General features: G+C 72.3%; 15 protein-coding genes. 12 read left to right on the top strand and 3 right to left on the bottom strand.

All coding sequences use genetic code 11. The annotated features are described in order from the left end of the window. Positions 1–2: 2 nt before the first annotated feature. Positions 3–1,010 carry a LacI family DNA-binding transcriptional regulator gene (locus tag ACJJV7_RS09540; protein WP_405375346.1) on the bottom strand — a complete coding sequence of 336 codons (1,008 nt, stop codon included), beginning with the start codon at positions 1,008–1,010 and terminating at the stop codon, positions 3–5. Next, positions 1,007–2,281 (bottom strand): glutamyl-tRNA reductase, encoded by a 1,275-nt coding sequence (locus ACJJV7_RS09535; RefSeq protein ID WP_405375348.1) that lies wholly within the window; start codon positions 2,279–2,281, stop codon positions 1,007–1,009. The genes ACJJV7_RS09540 and ACJJV7_RS09535 overlap by 4 nt, the downstream gene beginning before the upstream one ends. A gap of 113 nt (positions 2,282–2,394) precedes the next feature. Here ACJJV7_RS09535 and hemE point away from each other — a divergent pair, with 113 nt between their 5' ends. The 10 genes from hemE (at position 2,395) to ACJJV7_RS09485 (ending at position 12,671) form a co-directional block, all read left to right on the top strand. Then, positions 2,395–3,465: a uroporphyrinogen decarboxylase gene (gene hemE / locus ACJJV7_RS09530; RefSeq protein ID WP_405376176.1), complete on the top strand. Its 1,071-nt coding sequence runs from the start codon at positions 2,395–2,397 to the stop codon at positions 3,463–3,465. Continuing rightward, entirely contained in the window at positions 3,462–4,826 is a 1,365-nt protein-coding gene (locus ACJJV7_RS09525) for a protoporphyrinogen/coproporphyrinogen oxidase (protein ID WP_405375350.1), read from the top strand. Before hemE ends, ACJJV7_RS09525 begins: the two co-directional genes overlap by 4 nt. Then, the gene (gene hemQ, locus ACJJV7_RS09520) at positions 4,816–5,502 is read left to right on the top strand and encodes a hydrogen peroxide-dependent heme synthase (protein ID WP_405375352.1); all 687 of its coding nucleotides are present in this window, start codon (positions 4,816–4,818) and stop codon (positions 5,500–5,502) included. Before ACJJV7_RS09525 ends, hemQ begins: the two co-directional genes overlap by 11 nt. Beyond that, positions 5,499–6,728: a ferrochelatase gene (locus ACJJV7_RS09515; RefSeq protein WP_405375354.1), complete on the top strand. Its 1,230-nt coding sequence runs from the start codon at positions 5,499–5,501 to the stop codon at positions 6,726–6,728. Before hemQ ends, ACJJV7_RS09515 begins: the two co-directional genes overlap by 4 nt. Next, positions 6,725–7,639, top strand: coding sequence for a hydroxymethylbilane synthase (gene hemC / locus ACJJV7_RS09510; protein ID WP_405375356.1), 915 nt, complete (start codon positions 6,725–6,727; stop codon positions 7,637–7,639). Before ACJJV7_RS09515 ends, hemC begins: the two co-directional genes overlap by 4 nt. After that, complete coding sequence (locus ACJJV7_RS09505; protein WP_405375357.1) at positions 7,636–8,418, top strand: uroporphyrinogen-III synthase; 783 nt, start codon at positions 7,636–7,638, stop codon at positions 8,416–8,418. Before hemC ends, ACJJV7_RS09505 begins: the two co-directional genes overlap by 4 nt. Continuing rightward, a complete protein-coding gene (gene hemB / locus ACJJV7_RS09500) occupies positions 8,415–9,410 on the top strand; it encodes a porphobilinogen synthase (RefSeq protein ID WP_405375359.1) in 996 nt (331 codons plus the stop codon). The genes ACJJV7_RS09505 and hemB overlap by 4 nt, the downstream gene beginning before the upstream one ends. Beyond that, entirely contained in the window at positions 9,407–10,711 is a 1,305-nt protein-coding gene (locus tag ACJJV7_RS09495) for a glutamate-1-semialdehyde 2,1-aminomutase (protein WP_405375361.1), read from the top strand. The genes hemB and ACJJV7_RS09495 overlap by 4 nt, the downstream gene beginning before the upstream one ends. Positions 10,712–10,791: 80 nt before the next feature. Beyond that, positions 10,792–11,631 (top strand): 16S rRNA (adenine(1518)-N(6)/adenine(1519)-N(6))-dimethyltransferase RsmA, encoded by an 840-nt coding sequence (rsmA, locus tag ACJJV7_RS09490; protein WP_405375363.1) that lies wholly within the window; start codon positions 10,792–10,794, stop codon positions 11,629–11,631. A gap of 125 nt (positions 11,632–11,756) precedes the next feature. Then, entirely contained in the window at positions 11,757–12,671 is a 915-nt protein-coding gene (locus ACJJV7_RS09485) for a phosphodiesterase (protein ID WP_405375365.1), read from the top strand. On the opposite strand, the gene ACJJV7_RS09480 is transcribed toward ACJJV7_RS09485, so the two are convergent. Further along, positions 12,631–14,199: a stealth family protein gene (locus ACJJV7_RS09480; protein WP_405375367.1), complete on the bottom strand. Its 1,569-nt coding sequence runs from the start codon at positions 14,197–14,199 to the stop codon at positions 12,631–12,633. The genes ACJJV7_RS09485 and ACJJV7_RS09480 overlap by 41 nt on opposite strands. 87 nt (positions 14,200–14,286) lie before the next feature. On the opposite strand from ACJJV7_RS09480, the gene ACJJV7_RS09475 reads away from it, so the two are divergent. Together ACJJV7_RS09475 and ACJJV7_RS09470 are read left to right on the top strand one after the other, a co-directional pair. Continuing rightward, entirely contained in the window at positions 14,287–15,363 is a 1,077-nt protein-coding gene (locus tag ACJJV7_RS09475; RefSeq protein ID WP_405375369.1) for an aldo/keto reductase, read from the top strand. Next, positions 15,360–16,286, top strand: coding sequence for a 4-(cytidine 5'-diphospho)-2-C-methyl-D-erythritol kinase (locus ACJJV7_RS09470; protein ID WP_405375371.1), 927 nt, complete (start codon positions 15,360–15,362; stop codon positions 16,284–16,286). Before ACJJV7_RS09475 ends, ACJJV7_RS09470 begins: the two co-directional genes overlap by 4 nt. Position 16,287: the final 1 nt, after the last annotated feature.

Below are 16,287 nucleotides of genomic sequence, written 5' to 3'. Positions count from 1 at the left end.
TCCTACGAGGCGCTCGCGGACTGGAGTGCGCGGAGAGCGGGCCGGGTCGTGGCTCCCAGGATGAGCTCCCACGGCAGGTCGACGACGCGGGGACCGTCTTCGAGGAGCGCTGCCGGAAGGGTCTCGAACATCGCCTCGGCCGCGAGGTCGGGTCGCACGCACACGTGGGTGATGTCGAGGCGGCGGTTCATCGTGCAGTCGTTCGCGCAGAGGGCGACCAGCTGCACGTCGCGGGGGATCACCAGGCGCATCTCCTCGAGCTGCAGGTAGACGTCCGGGCCATCCTCCGCGCCCGCGAAGATGGCGTCGGCGCCCAGGGCGAGGGCTTCGGTGAGCGCGCGGGGAAGGCTGCGCCGCGACGGGTCCACCGTGCGGACGAGCGCCTCACGGCCGCGCACCGCGCTCCAGATCTCGAAAGCGGTCCGTGTGATCTCGGTCCGCGGATGGCCGCCGTCCTCGGTGAGGAACACGATCCGCTCCGCGCCGCCGGCCGCGAGCACGTCGAGGCCCGCGCGCACCGCGGCGTCGTAACCGGTGCGGATGCTGAGGCCGCGGGTGCCGTCGATGAACTGGTCGTCCGCGATGACGGGGATGCCGCGAGCGATCGCCGCCCGCAGGAGCGGTTGGCTGCCGCGGGCGTCGGGCACGTAGAGCGCGTCGATGACGGTGCCGGCCAGAAGGTCGGGTGTCGATTCGGGGAGCACCGTGACTGTGAAGCCGTGCTCGGCGGCCGAGCGCACGAGGGAGGTCAGCTTGCGCGTGCGCTCGAGCTCCCAGCGCCGATCGGGGGCGGCCTCGTCGGACATGACGAAGCCCACCGTCATGGTGCGTCCGCTGCGGAGGGCGGCCGCGTGACGGTTGGGCACATAGCCGAGTTCGGCAGCGACCGCCTTGATCCGTTCACGGGTCTCGGCGCGCATGCTGCCGCGGTCGTTGAGCGCCTGGCTGATGGCCGCCGTCGACACACCAACGGTGCGGGCGATGTCCTTCAGCGTGACGCTCGGGTTCACGCGCGTTCGCCCTCGTCGTTCGGCGCGAGCGCCGCGGCGGCGGGCAGGATCGTCGCCACCGCGTCGGCCCACGCCGAGCCGGAACCGGCGGAGGCGAGGGTGTGCCCGCGTGCGATCAGCTGGTGCATCAGGACGCCGGAGAAGTGCCTGAGCGCGGTCTCGACCTCGGGGGAGTCGCCGCGGCGGCGGGCCCTGGTGAGCTCCTCGTCGAGGAGGCCCTGGACGAAGTGCCGCAGGTCGACGACGGACGGAGCGACCTCGTGCACGCGACGGGCCTGGGCGTGACGCTGCGCGGCCGCGCCGACGATCTCTCGCGCCTGCCCGACCGTCACGGCCTCATCGACGGGGGCGTGCAACCGGATCGTCTCGAGGTCGAGCAGGTCGATGCCGGGCAGCAGCGCGACGTCGGGGTCGACGTTGCGCGGCAGTCCCAGGTCGATGACGACCTGCGCCTTCGTGCTGCCTGCACGGGCGCCGGCGTGGGCGGATGCCTCGAGGGCGAACGTGTCGGAGGTCGCCGTGCAGGTGACGACGACGTCGGCCGCCGCCGCCTCGGCGGCGTAGTCGTCGACGCCGATGTGCACGAGGTGCTCGCGGTTGGCGAACTTCTGGCGGCCGGAGCGCGAGTGCACGCGGATGTCCTGCGCGCCGACGGCTCGGAGGGCGGCGAGGGCGGCCGCCGCGTAGCGGCCGGTGCCGACCAGGAGCACCCGGGTCGTCGCCCAGTCGTCGAGCCGCGGGGAGACGAGGTCGACGGCGAGCCGCACGAGGGATCGTCCCGACTCGCCGAGGCGAGTCGTGTTCTTCACGGTCCGCGAGGTCTCGGTGGCCCGCTGGAAGAGGTGCTCGAGCGGTGCGGTCGTGACGCCGTGCTCACGGGCCGACTCGAGGGCGCGGCGCACCTGACCGGCGATCTCGTCCTCGCCGACGGCGACCGAATCGAGACCCGAGGCGACGGAGAAGAGGTGATGGGCCACCTGGTTGCCGTGCGCGAAGTCGACGTGCTCGCGCAGCGAGCGGTAGGGCAGGGCGGCGGCGTCGGCGATGGCTTCCATCGCGGCATCCATCGCGGGGATGGGAGAGGCGAGGTCGGGGTCTTCGGCGAGGTCGAAGTAGGCCTCGAAGCGGTTGCAGGTCGCGAGCACGACCGCTCCGCGGACCGAGTCGTGCACGGTCGAGAGCTGGGTCGCGAGGTCGTCGCCGACGCTCGAGAGCCGTTCGAGGGAGTCGAACGGAGTGGAGCGCTGATGAGCGGTCAGACAGACGAGCACAGTGCGGAGAACCCCCTCGGATCGGGACTAGTATATCGATTAACCGATTCGAGGAGTTCATCATTCCGGCTTCCCGCCATCCCCTGATCGCCCACCGCACCGCGCAGTCGCGACTGGTCCGGGCCCTCCTCGGGGACCGTCCCGACACGACCCCGGTGTGGTTCATGCGCCAGGCCGGTCGCTCGCTGCCCGAATACCGGGCCCTGCGCTCGCAGGGGAGCATGATCGACGCCTGTCTCGACCCTGCGCTCGCGAGCGAGATCACGATGCAGCCCGTCCGCCGCCACGGCGTCGACGCGGCCATCTTCTTCAGCGACATCATCATCCCGCTCGCTCTTCTGGGCATCGATGTCGAGATCGTCGCCGGACGCGGGCCCGTGTTCTCCTCGCCGCTGCAGACCTCCGCCGACATCGCGGCCGCCGTGAAGATCGACCCGGCCCTCGTGACCGAGCGGGGCGGTGCGATCGCGGATGCCGTGAGCCGGACGACCGGCATGCTCGCCGAGCTCTCGGAGGAGCGCGGGGAGCCCCTGCCGCTCATCGGCTTCGCCGGCGCCCCGTTCACGCTCGCGGCGTACCTCGTCGAGGGCGGCCCGTCGAAGGACCACCTCGCGGCGCGCCGCCTGATCCACGACGACCCCGCGGCCTGGCACGACCTCACGATGTGGCTCGCCGAGGTCACCGGGCGCTTCCTCGCGCTGCAGATCGAGGCGGGCGCGAGCGCCGGTCAGCTGTTCGACTCGTGGGCGGGCGGGTTGCACCCCGACGACTACCGGTCGTCGGTGCTGCCGGCATCGGTCGCCGCGCTCGGCCACGCCCGCGCTCTGCCGCTTCCGGACGGCATCGACCGCCTCCCGCTCGTCCACTTCGGTGTCGGCACGGGAGAGATCCTCGCCGACATGGCGACGCCCGACATCGACGCGCTCGGCGTCGACTACCGCGTACCCCTCGACGAAGCGCGCCGCCGCATCGGACGCGACCTCACCCTGCAGGGCAACCTCGACCCCGCCCTCCTGTTCGCCCCCGAGCACGTCCGCACGGCGGCGATCCACCGCATCCTCGAAGCCGGACGCGTGCCCCGGGCCCATGTCTTCAACCTCGGCCACGGCGTGCCGATGGAAGCCGACCCCGACGCGATCTCCGCCGTCGTCCGGACGGTGCACGACTGGCGGCCTCAGCCGTGACGGTGCACGACCTCGTCGTCATCGGCGGCGGCATCGGCGGACTCACCGTCGCCTGGGAGGCGGCACGGGCCGGCCGTGACGTCGTCGTGCTCGAGAGCGACGATCAGATCGGCGGGATGCTGCGCCGCGGCACGATCGCCGGAGTCGGCCTCGATGTCGGCGCCGAGTCGTTCGCGATCCGCACCAGCGGGGTGGCAGACCTCGTGGCCGATGCCCGGCTGCCCGTCCAGCTCGTCGAACCGCGGCGCGGGGGCGCGCACCTGGCGTTCCGAGGGGCCTTCGGCCGCACGCGCCGCGCGCCGCTGCCCCGCCGTGCGCTGATCGGACTGCCCGCCGACCCCACGGCATCCGACGTCGTCCGCATCCTGGGTCGCGGAGGTGCACGGCGCGCCGCGCAGGAGCGCGCGCTCCCCGGCCACACCGGCGACGAGCCGTCGTTGGCCGCGCTCGCGACCGCCCGGTTCGGGCCTGCCGTCACGGCCCGTCTGGTCGAACCGCTGTGCCGGAGCGTGTACTCGCAGGATGCCGGCTCGGTCCGCCTCTCGGCGCTGCATCCGGCGCTGTGGGCCGAGTTCCTGGTCCGGGGCTCGCTGACGGCCGCGGTGGACGCCCTTGCGCCGGCCTCGCAGGCCGGGTCGGCCGTACGCGGCGTCGAGGGCGGCCTCTGGCGCCTGGCGACCGAGCTGCAGGCGGCGGCCCTCCGCGCCGGCGCCGCCATCCGCACGGGCGCCCACGTCACCGCCGTCTCCCGCAGTGCGACGGCGGTCGAGGTGAGCATCACGGGGGCTCCCACCCTCGCTGCCCGCGACGTCGTCATCGCGACGGGCCCCGCCGCCGCAGCGCGGCTGCTCGGAGTCGACATCACCCCGGCCGACCCCGTCCGTCTCACCGTCGCCGAGATCGTCGCGCCCGCCCTCGCCGCCCGCCCGATCGGGTCGGGCGTGATCGTCGCGCCCGATGTCGCCACGCCCGCCAAGGCGCTGACGCACGTGGACGCCAAGTGGGACTGGCCGTCGGCGGCGCTTCCGCCCGGATCCCACGTCGTCCGGCTGTCCGCGCGCGACGCCGCCGCGGGAGGACTCGACGACGAAGCCGGCGTCGCCCGCGCGGTGCGCACTCTCACGGGCGTCGCCGTCTCCCCGGCTGCCGTCCGGTCGGTGACGGCCGTCACCTGGCCCGATGCCGTCTGCCCGCCGGCTGCCCGCACCGCCCTGCTGGCGGCGGCGACCCCCGGCATCCACGTCGCGGGAGCCGTCGCGGCCGGAACGGGACTCGCCTCGGTCATCCCGCACGCCCGCGCCCTCGCGGCTGACCTCATCGCACGCCCCACCCCTCACGAAGGAGAACGCCATGTCCGCTGACGCACCGTCAGCCCCCGGCCTCGGCTACACGCTGTTCGCGATCCTCGCCGGCCCCCGGCCCCGCGCGGCGGCTCCGACGTCCGACGACCTCGGACAGCTCGGCGCCGTCATCGACACGTTCGCGGCCGACGGCGTGACCCTCCGGGGCCTGTACGACGTGACCGGCATGCGAGCCGAGGCAGACCTCATGGTATGGCTGTTCGGCGAAGACCCCGCGGCCCTGCAGGCCTCGCTCCGTGCGCTCCGCCGGACCGCGCCGCTCGCATCGTTCACGGCCGTGTGGAGCGCCATGGGAGTGCACCGCGACGCCGAGTTCAACAAGCGCCACGTGCCCGGGTACCTCCGCGGTGAGCACGCTCGCGAGTGGCTCTGCCTGTATCCGTTCGTGCGCAGCTACGAGTGGTACCTGCTGCCCGAGGCCGACCGCGGGCGCATGCTCGCCGAGCACGGGCGCAAGGGCGCCGTGTTCACGGATGTCGTCGCGAACACCGTGTCGACCTTCGGCCTGAGCGACTACGAGTGGCTGCTGCCGCTCGAGAGCGACAACCTGGTGAGCCTCGTCGACATGATGCGCGAGCTGCGCGCCACCGACGCCCGCCGCCACGTGCGCGAAGAGGTGCCGTTCTACACCGGACGGCGAGTGGAGATCGACGAGCTGGCGGAGGTGCTGTCATGAGTGCGGAGAACATCGGCGGAGAGTTCCGTCCCAAGCCGCCCCGGGCATCGGGCACCGTGATCGCCGACGGCTGCAGTGTGGCCGGGGCGAGCGAGGCGGCGTGCGCGGGCGACCCCCACGTGAGCGTCCCCACCCCCTACGACGGGATCCTGCTGCTCGGCTTCGGCGGTCCCGAGGGGCAGGACGACGTCATCCCGTTCCTCCGGAACGTGACCGCCGGTCGCGGCATCCCCGACGAGCGCCTCGAGGAGGTCGCGCACCACTACCGCCACTTCGGCGGGGTGTCGCCGATCAACGAGCACAACCGTGAGCTGAAGGCCGCGCTCGACGAGGAGCTCCGCGCCCGCGGGCTCGACCTGCCGGTCTACTGGGGCAACCGCAACTGGATGCCCTACGTCACCGACGCGGTCGAGTCGGCGCACGCCGCGGGCAAGAAGACCCTCCTCGCCGTCGCGACCAGTGCGTACAGCTCGTACTCGTCGTGCCGTCAGTACCGCGAGGACCTCGCCGACGCCGTCGAGGCGACCGGCTTGCAGCGCGAGCTGACGATCGACAAGGTGCGGCAGTTCTTCGACCACCCGGGCTTCGTCGCCCCGTTCGTCGACGGCATCCGCTCCGGCATCGCCGAGCTCGCGGAGCGCGGCATCACCGACCTCGAGAACGACGTCGAGATTCTCTTCTCGACGCACTCGATCCCCACCTCCGACGCCGACCGCTCCGGCCCGCCGGAGCGCGGGTTCGGCGCGGGCGGCGCGTACGTCGCTCAGCACACCGCGGTGGCGCAGGAGATCATCACCCGGCTCGGCATCCCGAGCTCCTGGCAGCTCGTGTTCCAGAGCCGGTCGGGCCCGCCGCAGGTGCCGTGGCTCGAGCCCGACATCAACGACGCCATGCAGGAGCTGCCGGGGCGTGGCCGCAAGGCCGTGCTGATCGTGCCGCTCGGCTTCGTCAGCGACCACATGGAAGTCATGTGGGACCTCGACACCGAGGCGATGGAGACGGCGGAGGAGCTCGGACTCATCGGCGTCCGCACGGCCACACCGAGCACCCACCCGGCCTACGTCAGCGGGCTCGTCGACCTGATCGAGGAGCGCATCGAGGGCACACCGGCCGAAGACCGGCCCGCCGCGACCCAGCTCGGCCCCTGGTACGACGTGTGTCGTCCCGGATGCTGCGAGAACAAGCGCCTCGGATTCCAGCCGGCCCTCGCGGGGGTGGTGCCGTGACCGCCCTCCGACTCGGAACGCGCGCGAGCCTGCTCGCCACGACCCAATCCCAGCTGGTCGCCGACGCGATCGCCGAGGCCGCCCAGGTCGACGTCGAGCTCGTCCCGATCACGAGCGACGGCGACGTGCTCTCCGGTCCGCTCGCCCAGCTCGGCGGCACGGGCGTCTTCGCGACCGCGCTCCGCAACGCCCTGTTGCGCGGCGAATGCGACCTGCTCGTGCACTCGATGAAGGATCTCCCCACCGCGCCCTATCCCGGCATCGTCGTGGGAGCCGTCCCCGAGCGGGCCTCGCAGCGCGACGTGCTCAGCGCCCGCGACGGCCTGACCCTCGACACCCTCCCCGCCGGAGCCCGCGTCGGCACCGGCTCGCCCCGACGGGTCGCGCAGGTGCTCGAGCGTCGTCCCGATCTGGTCGTGGACGGCATCCGCGGCAACGTCGACAGTCGCCTCCGGAAGGTCGTGGACGGCGAGTTCGACGCGGTGATCCTCGCCGAGGCGGGGCTCCGCCGCATCGGCCGCGACGCCGCCATCACCGAGATCCTCGACTGGCCCACGTCTGCGGCGCAGGGCGCCCTCGCCGTCGAGGTCCGTGAGGAGGACGCCGCGGTCGCCGCGGCGGTCGCGCGGGTCGAGGACCCGTCCGCCGCCCGCGCCGCCCACCTCGAGCGTGCCATCCTCCGGCGCCTCGAGGCCGGATGCGCCGCGCCGGTCGCCATCGACGCGGTGCCCCACGCGGAGGGGGTCTCGCTCGTGGCCCGCGTGTACTCCGAGGACGGTCGTCGCAGCGTCGGCGCGCAGCGCGAGCTGACCGGGTCGGCCGACCTGGAGGATGCCGCGGCGGACGTCGTCCGTGAGCTGCTCGCCGGAGGGGCGGCGGACCTCGCCGATCTCGCCGGATCGTCACGATGACCGGCACCGTCGGGGGGCGTCTGCGCGGTGCGCGGGTGCTCGTCCCGCGCGGGGGAGCATGGGCCGAGCGGGTGCGTGCCGAACTCCGCGCCCGGGGAGCGGATGCCGTCGTCGCGCCGCTGATCGCCTCCGCACCGCCCCGCAACACCGCCGCCCGTGACCGGGCCTTCGGCGCGCTGGCCGCCGGTGACTACGCCTGGCTCTTCGTCACGAGCGCCGCGAGCGTCGACGAGCTCCGCGCCCAGGGCATCGAGGTGCCGGCATCCACCCGCATCGCGGCCGTCGGCCGTGCCACCGCCCGGGCCGTCGCCGACGCGGGCTGGCAGGTCGACTTCGTCCCCGCGGGGGCGTCGTCGGCCGCCGCGATGATCACGCAGTGGTGCGAGGGTCGCACGCCCGCGCGCACCGGTCGGTGCCTCGTCGTCCGCAGCGACCTCGCACAGGCCGTCGTGAGCGACGAGCTCGAGGTGCGCGGCTACGCCGTCGACGTCTGCATCGGCTACCGCACCGTGGGCGTCGACCTCGACGAGAGGGTCGCCGCCGACCTGCGCTCGGGCGCCGTGGACATCGTGCTGCTCACCTCGCTCAGCGTCGGCAGGGAGCTCCGCCGTCAGATCGGCGCGCTCCCGGCCACGACCCTCGTGGCATCCATCGGGCCGGGGACGACGAGGGACGGCACGTCGCTCGGCTTCACCGTCGGCCACACCGCTCGCACGCAGAGCATCGACGCGCTGATCGCGGAGATCGATGCCCTCCCTGACGACAAGGACCTCTCATGACCGCATTCCCCACCCGCCGCCTCCGCCGCCTGCGCGGCAGCGCAGCCCTCCGCCGACTGTCGGCCGAGCACCACCTCGCGCCCTCGCAGCTCGTGCTCCCCGTCTTCGTGAAAGAGGGCATCGACGAGGCTCAGCCCATCGCGAGCATGCCGGGCGTGTGGCAGCATCCGCTCGGCGCGATCGCCGATGTCGTCGACCAGGCGGCAGCGGTGGGGATCGGCGGCATCATGCTGTTCGGCGTCCCGTCGCAGCGCGACGAGGTCGGCAGCGGAGCGACCGACCCCGACGGCATCTTGAACCGGGCCATCGTCGTCGCGTCGCGCGCCGCCGCCGGGCGACTCACTGTGCAGGCCGACCTCTGCCTCGACGAGTTCACCGATCACGGCCACTGCGGCGTTCTGGCGCCCGACGGCTCGGTCGACAACGACGCCACGCTCGAGGTGTACGGGCGCATGGGCGTCGCGCAGGCGCGTGCCGGCGCCGACGTCCTCGGTCTGTCGGGGATGATGGACGGTCAGGTGGCCGCGGTGCGCCACGCGCTGGATGCCGAGGGCTTCGCGCACGTCGCGATCCTGGCCTACTCCGCGAAGTACGCTTCCGCGTTCTACGGCCCGTTCCGCGACGCCGTCGAGTCCACCCTGCAGGGCGACCGGCGGACCTACCAGATGGATCCGGCCAACAGTCGGGAGGGAATCGAGGAGGCACTGCTGGACATCGGCGAGGGCGCCGACGTCGTCATGGTCAAGCCGGCGATGCCCTACCTCGACGTGCTGAACCGCGTCGCGGAGCGCTCGAGCGTCCCGGTCTGGGCCTACCAGGTGTCGGGGGAGTACGCGATGATCGAGCACGCGGCCGCCGCGGGGCTCATCGATCGCGATCGCGCCATCGGCGAGAGCCTCCTCGGCATCCGCCGAGCGGGCGCCGATGTCATCCTCACGTACTGGGCGATCGAGGTCGCCGGATGGCTGCGCGCCGGGAAGGAACTCGCATGAGCCGCAACGACGAACTGTTCGCCCGGGCACGAGAGGTGATCCCGGGGGGTGTGGACTCGCCCGTGCGGGCCTACGGCTCCGTCGGCGGCACGCCTCGCTTCATGGCGTCGGCGAACGGACCGTACGTCACCGACGCCGACGGCCGCGAGTACGTCGACCTCATCGCGAGCTGGGGTCCGGCGCTGCTCGGGCACGCCCACCCCGCGGTGGTCGACGCCGTGATCGCCGCCGCGCGCCGCGGCCTGTCGTTCGGGGCGCCGACCTCGGCCGAAACCGAGCTCGCCGAGGAGATCCGCCGCCGCGTGCCCGCCGCCGAGAAGGTGCGGCTCGTCTCGACCGGCACCGAGGCGACGATGACCGCGATCCGCGTCGCCCGTGCGGCGACCGGGCGCGATCTGCTCGTGAAGTTCGCCGGTCACTACCACGGTCACTCCGACGGCCTCCTGGCTCAGGCGGGCTCGGGCCTCGCGACCCTGGCCCTCCCGGGGTCCGCCGGCGTGCCCGCCCCGATCGCGGCGCAGACGCTCGTCATCGGGTACAACGACCGTGAGGCCGTCGAGGCGGTCTTCCGCGCCCACGAGGGCCGGATCGCCGCGATCATCACCGAGGCCGCGGGCGCCAACATGGGCGTCGTGCCCCCGGCCCCCGGCTTCACCGCCTTCCTGGCCGACATCACCCGCCGCAACGGCGCGCTCCTCATCAGCGACGAGGTGCTCACGGGCTTCCGGTCGTCGGCGTCGGGCTATGCGGGCGTGCTCACCGCCGCGGGCGAGGACGTCGTGCCCGACCTCGTCACGTTCGGCAAGGTGATCGGCGGCGGGCTCCCGGTGGCCGCTCTCGCCGGCCGCGCCGACCTGCTCGATCTGCTCGCTCCGACGGGTCCGGTCTACCAGGCGGGCACCCTCTCGGGGAACCCGGTCGCGGTCGCCGCGGGGCTCGCCACCCTGACGCATGCCGGCGCCGACGTGTACGCGCGGCTGGATGCCGCGGCGCACACGGTCGCCGAGGCGGCATCCGCTGCTCTGACCGCGGCCGGCGTGCCCCACGTCGTGCAGTGGGCCGGCACCCTGTTCAGCATCTTCTTCGGTGACACCGTCGTCGGAGGAGTGCCCGACTACGCCACGGCGACGACGCAGGACACCGCCGCCTACGGCCGGTTCTTCCACGCGATGCTGGATGCCGGTGTGTCGATGCCGCCATCGGCGTTCGAGGCCTGGTTTCTCACCGCCGCCCACGACGACCTCGCTCTCGGTCGGATCGCCGACGCGCTTCCCGCCGCGGCGCGCGCGGCCGCCGGCTGAGATCGCCGGGCTCGGGGGTCGCTCGGGGTTGCTCCGGGCGCCTCCCGAGGGCGGACGCCCCCGCAACTAGGCTGGTCCCCATGCCTGTTTCCCTGCTCGGCGCCGCCGAGATCCGTGCGCTCGCCGCCGACCTCGATGTGACCCCGACCAAGAAGCTGGGGCAGAACTTCGTCGTCGACGCGAACACGGTGCGCAAGATCGTCGCATCGGCGAAGGTGACCGCGGCTGACCGCGTCGTCGAGGTCGGGCCGGGTCTCGGCTCGCTCACGCTGGCGATCCTCGAGACCGGAGCGCCCGTCACGGCGGTCGAGATCGACCACCGACTGGCTGCGCGGCTGCCCACCACCGCCGCCGCGCACGGCGTGCCCGAGGGTGCACTGACGGTCGTCGACAACGACGCCCTCCGGGTGACCGAGCTGCCCGGCGACCCGAACGTGCTGGTCGCGAACCTGCCGTACAACGTGAGCGTCCCCGTCCTGCTGCACTTCATGGAGACGTTCCCCTCGCTCGAGCGCGGCGTCGTGATGGTGCAGGCCGAGGTCGGCGAGCGGCTCGCCGCGCCGCCGGGATCGAAGATCTACGGCGCTCCGAGCGTGAAGGCGGCCTGGTACGGCCGCTGGCGGCTGGCCGGCACGGTGTCGCGCCAGGTCTTCTGGCCCGTGCCGAACGTCGACAGCGTCCTCGTCGGGTTCGAGCGCTACGCCGAGCCCCGCGGCACCGAAGACGAGCGTCGCCGCACGTTCGCCGTCGTCGACGGCGCGTTCCAGCAACGGCGCAAGATGCTCCGGCAGGCGCTGTCGTCGATGTTCGGGGGCTCGTCCGCCTCGGCGAGCGAGGTCCTCGAGCGCGCCGGCGTGGCTCCCACGGCGCGCGGCGAAGACCTCACGATCGACGACTTCGTCCGCATCGCGAACGCCTGACGGCCGGCGCCGACGGTCGGGTGACGCGATTTCGCGCGTCGTTCACCCCGCGTTCCCGAAACATGCCGGTAACATTTCGTGAAACGGGCGCGACCCGACGCACCCGCACGACGGAAGAAGAACCCATGCGCCGCGCCGAGCATCCGGCCGCCGAACGGATCCTGCTCCACCTGAGTGACACCCACCTGCGCGCCCCCGGCCCGCAGCTGTTCGGCAGCGTCGACGGCGCCGCGTCTCTGACGACCGCCCTCGCGGCGATCGAGTCGAGCGGCATCGCTCCCGACGCCGTCGTGTTCACGGGCGACCTCGTCGACCTCGGCGAAGCGGGCGCCTACGACATCCTCCGCGACATGGTCGAGCCGTTCGCGGAGCGCCTCGGGGCCCGGCTGCTGTGGGTCATGGGCAACCATGACGACCGCGGGGCCTTCCGCTCCCGACTGCTCGACGAGACGCCGCCCGACCCGACCGCGCCCTATGACCGCGTCGACGAACTCGACGGGCTCCGCATCATCACGCTCGACTCGAGCGTCCCGGGTCACCACCACGGCGAGGTGAGCGACGCTCAGCTCGCCTGGTTGCGCGATGTGCTGGCGACACCGGCCCCTCTCGGGACGGTGCTCGCGATGCATCACCCCCCGGTGCCGAGCGTCCTCGCCCTCGCGTCGAGCGTCGAGCTGCGCGATCAGCGCAGGCTCGCCGACGTCCTCCGCGGCTCCGACGTCCGGACGATCATCGCCGGTCACCTGCACTACTCGACGTTCGCGACGTTCGCGGGCATCCCCGTGTCCGTCGCATCATCGACGTGCTACGCGCAAGACCTCACGGTTCCCGTCGGCGGCACGCGTCCGCAGGACGCCGCGCAGGCGTACAACCTCGTGCACGTCTACGACGACACGGTGGTTCACTCGGTCGTGCCGCTCGACGTCGCCGCGCCGCTCGAGTACATCGATCCGGCCGAGGCTCAGCGTCGGCTCGGTGCTGCAGGAGTCGAGAACGTCCTCACGCGCGCCGCTCGACGCTCTGCGCCGGTGCTGCACTGACGGCCGGGTCCTCCCACGGTGCACGCACCGGGAACAGTCGCTCGAGCAGACCGGTCACCGCGCGTACGCGGACGGGCTCGGGCACTTCGGCGTCGCCGCCGTCGTTGAGGCAGAACATGTCGACGTCGCTCCGGTCGGAGAGCCGCTCCGCTCGGCGGAGCGACGCGGCCTGCGTCGTCTGGAAGTAGCGCACACGCGGCGCGGTCGAGGCGATCGCCCGGCCGGTGAACTGCGCGTAGTAGTGGTACAGGCAGTTGGTGACCGACACGTCGGTGGCAGAGCGGAACCGGGATGCCGCCGTGCGCGCGATCTCTTCGGGGAACTCGTTCTCGAGCTCGAACATGATGCTGCGACGCAGCGGGGCGGCGCTGTGCTCGAGGTCGCGAACGATGGTCCGGCCGAAACGCTCCGCGAGCAGGTCGCGGTTCAGCCGCAGGGCGTTGTCGTGACCGCTGCGCGCCAGCCGGCCCGGCCCGGTGCCGATGCGCACGTCGCATTCGACGAACGACGAGACGCCGGCGGGAGAGAAGAACAGGGAGGGCGAGACCGGTCGACCGAAGAACATGTCGTCGTTCGAGTACAGGAAGTGCTCGGCGAGGCCCTCGATGCGGTGGAGCTGCGATTCGACGGCGTGCGAGTTGTGCGTCGGGAGTACCGACGTGTCGGCGAAGAACTCCTCGCTCCGCACCACCGTGACCTTAGGGTGATCGAGCAGCCACGCCGGCGCGGGAGAGTCGGTGGCGATGAAGATGCGTCGCACCCACGGCGCGTACATGTGCACGCTCCGGAGCGCGTAGCGCAGCTCGTCGACGTGACGATAGCGGGCCGGACCGTCGTCGCCGTCTCCGACGACGTACTCCGACAGGCGCGCCGCGCGCTGTCGCTGGAACTCGCTCGAGGAGCCGTCGACCCAGGAGAAGACCATGTCGATGTCGAACGAGACGTCGTGGGGATGCGCGTCGAACATGCCCCGCAGGGTCTGCCACGTGCGCCCGTAGCGCTCCACGGTGTCGCGTTCGAGGTCCTCGGTCGAGATGACGCGCCGGGTCAGATCGTTGTCGTGCGGTGCTTCGACGACCTCTTCACCGAAGCGCCAGAACTCCACGCGCACGCCGAGTCCCGCGCCGTAGCGCAGGGCGCCGGCGAGACGGGGACGGAAGATGCGCAGCGACGACGGGCCGCTGGGGGAGCGCCGGTGCTCGCCGAGGGGGATGGTGGTGCCGCCCTTGGGCTTCGCGTAGAGGGGCTCGGTCGCCGCGCGACGGGTGAGTGCCCGGAGGGCGCGCGTGCGGTCGGCGAGGTCGACGGCCAGACCGGGCACCGTTCCGCCGTGGCGGATGAGCAGATGCGCGACACCGGCCGCGTCGAGGGTGTCGGCGATCAGCAGGATGTCGGCCTGGCGCGCCTCTTCGGGAGTGATGTCATCGTGACGCAGATGCAGTACGCCACCGTGCAGGACGATGTCTTCGCGCTCCAGGAGTGCTGTCCAGGAGCTGCCGTCCGCCGGCAGAGCAGTCAATTGCGTCACATATCCTCCAGATGGTTTTCGTCGAGTCAGCGTAGATCGCTCTCGTTTCGCAGACGTTTCGGTCTGCGTGGTCGCTAGCCTGGGGGGATGACCACCCCTTACGCCGAGCGTTTCCCACAGTCGCGGAACGGCGACACCCACCGGCCCTATCAGGCGGCATCCGATCGCTACGATGCGGGAGCTTTTCGCCAGGTAGGCACGAGCGGCCTGTATCTGCCGGCGATCTCGTTGGGCCTGTGGTGGAACTTCGGAGACAATGTCCCGTTCCAGAACCAGCGTACTCTCCTTCGTCACGCTTTCGATCGCGGGGTCACCCACTTCGACCTCGCGAACAACTACGGCCCTCCCTTCGGCACCGCGGAGACCAACTTCGGACGCATGATGCGCGAGGACTTCGCGCCCTACCGCGACGAGATCGTCATCTCGTCGAAGGCGGGGTACGACATGTGGCCGGGGCCCTACGGCAACAACGGCTCCCGCAAGTACCTGATCGCCAGCGCCGAGCAGTCGCTGACGCGCATGAGCGTCGACTACGTCGACATCTACTACTCGCACCGCGCCGACCCCGTCACCCCGATCGAGGAGACGATCGGCGCCCTCGACACCCTGGTGCGGCAGGGCAAGGCGCTCTACGTCGGAATCTCCTCGTACAGTGCCGAGCGCACCGAGGAGGCCGTCGCGGTGGCGCGTGAGCTCGGCACACCGCTCATCATCCACCAGCCGTCGTACTCGATCCTCAACCGCTGGGTCGAGGACGGCCTCACCGACACCCTCAAGAGCGCGGGCATGGGGGCGATCGCCTTCACGCCGCTCGCGCAGGGCCTGCTCACCGACAAGTACCTCGGCGACGGCACCGGCGACCGGTCGCAGAGCCGCTTCTCCCTGCCCGACGGACGCCTGAACGAGAAGGCGCTGCAGACCCTCCGCGACCTCAACTCGATCGCGCAGGAGCGTGGGCAGACCCTCGCCCAGATGGCGATCCAGTGGGTTCTGCGCGACGAGGTGGTCACGTCGGCGCTGATCGGCGCCTCGAGCACCACGCAGCTCGACCAGAACCTGGCGGCGACGGAGGGCGCACCGTTCGACGACGACGAGCTCTCGCGCATCGACGCCCTCGCCGGTGCGATCGACGTCGACCTCTGGGCGGAGTCGGCGAACGCGTGAGCGGTGATCTCGACGCTTCCCGGCGCGTGCACGTCCGCGCGCCGGGAAAGCTCAACCTCTTCTTCGAGGTCGGCGCCGCCGGGGGCGACGGCTACCACGACGTCGCGTCGGTCTATCAGTCGGTCTCGCTCTTCGAGGACGTGTGGGCCTCGGCCGGTGAGGGCTTCACGATCTCGGTCAGCGGCGATGTCGACGTCTCGGGCGTGCCCCTCGACGAGAGCAACCTCGCCGTGCGCGCCGCGCGCCTGGTGACCGCTGCGGTCGGGTGGGCCGGCGGCATCCGTCTCGAGATCCACAAGGGCGTCCCGGTCGCGGGAGGCATGGGCGGCGGCTCGGCCGACGCCGCCGCAGCTCTCGTCGCGGTCAACGAACTGGTCGGCGGGGGGCTCACCACCTCCGAGCTGCACAGCCTGGGCTCCGAGCTCGGAGCCGACGTGCCGTTCGCTCTGCTCGGCGGCACCGCGGTGGGCACGGGCAGAGGGGACGAGCTGGCCCCTGCGCTCACGCATGGCCGCTTCGAATGGGTGCTCGTTACGAACGACCGGGGGCTGTCGACGCCGGAGGTGTACCGCACGCTCGACGACCTGCGCGCCGCGGCCGACATCCGGCCGGCTCGGACCACCCCGGCAGCCGATCCCGCCGTGCTCCGCGCGCTCCGTTCGGGCAGCGCGGATGCCCTGGGCGCCGCGATCCGGAACGACCTCCAACTCGCCGCGGTGAGCCTTCGCCCCGATCTCGCCGAGGTGCTCGAGCGCGGCCTGCACGAGGGTGCGATCGGAGGGCTCGTCTCCGGCTCCGGGCCGACGATCGCCTTCCTGGCCGCCGATGCGGCGCACGCGCGCGAACTGCAGCAGCGGCTGGGAGCGGCCGGGCATGCCGCCCTGCACGTGCACGGTCCCGTGCCGGGAGCTCGGGTGTCCTGAC

It is taken from the genome of Microbacterium sp. Ld4, assembly GCF_045066555.1.
GTDB lineage: Bacteria > Actinomycetota > Actinomycetes > Actinomycetales > Microbacteriaceae > Microbacterium.
This window is presented reverse-complemented; position numbering and strand designations above follow the sequence as displayed.

Coding starts and splice junctions, on each gene's coding strand:
- ACJJV7_RS09495 (WP_405375361.1), top strand. CDS start 9,407: ATGAGCCGCAACGACGAACTGTTCGCCCGGGCACGAGAGGTGATCCCG.
- ACJJV7_RS09475 (WP_405375369.1), top strand. CDS start 14,287: ATGACCACCCCTTACGCCGAGCGTTTCCCACAGTCGCGGAACGGCGAC.
- hemQ (WP_405375352.1), top strand. CDS start 4,816: ATGTCCGCTGACGCACCGTCAGCCCCCGGCCTCGGCTACACGCTGTTC.
- ACJJV7_RS09505 (WP_405375357.1), top strand. CDS start 7,636: ATGACCGGCACCGTCGGGGGGCGTCTGCGCGGTGCGCGGGTGCTCGTC.
- ACJJV7_RS09515 (WP_405375354.1), top strand. CDS start 5,499: ATGAGTGCGGAGAACATCGGCGGAGAGTTCCGTCCCAAGCCGCCCCGG.
- rsmA (WP_405375363.1), top strand. CDS start 10,792: ATGCCTGTTTCCCTGCTCGGCGCCGCCGAGATCCGTGCGCTCGCCGCC.
- hemB (WP_405375359.1), top strand. CDS start 8,415: ATGACCGCATTCCCCACCCGCCGCCTCCGCCGCCTGCGCGGCAGCGCA.
- ACJJV7_RS09485 (WP_405375365.1), top strand. CDS start 11,757: ATGCGCCGCGCCGAGCATCCGGCCGCCGAACGGATCCTGCTCCACCTG.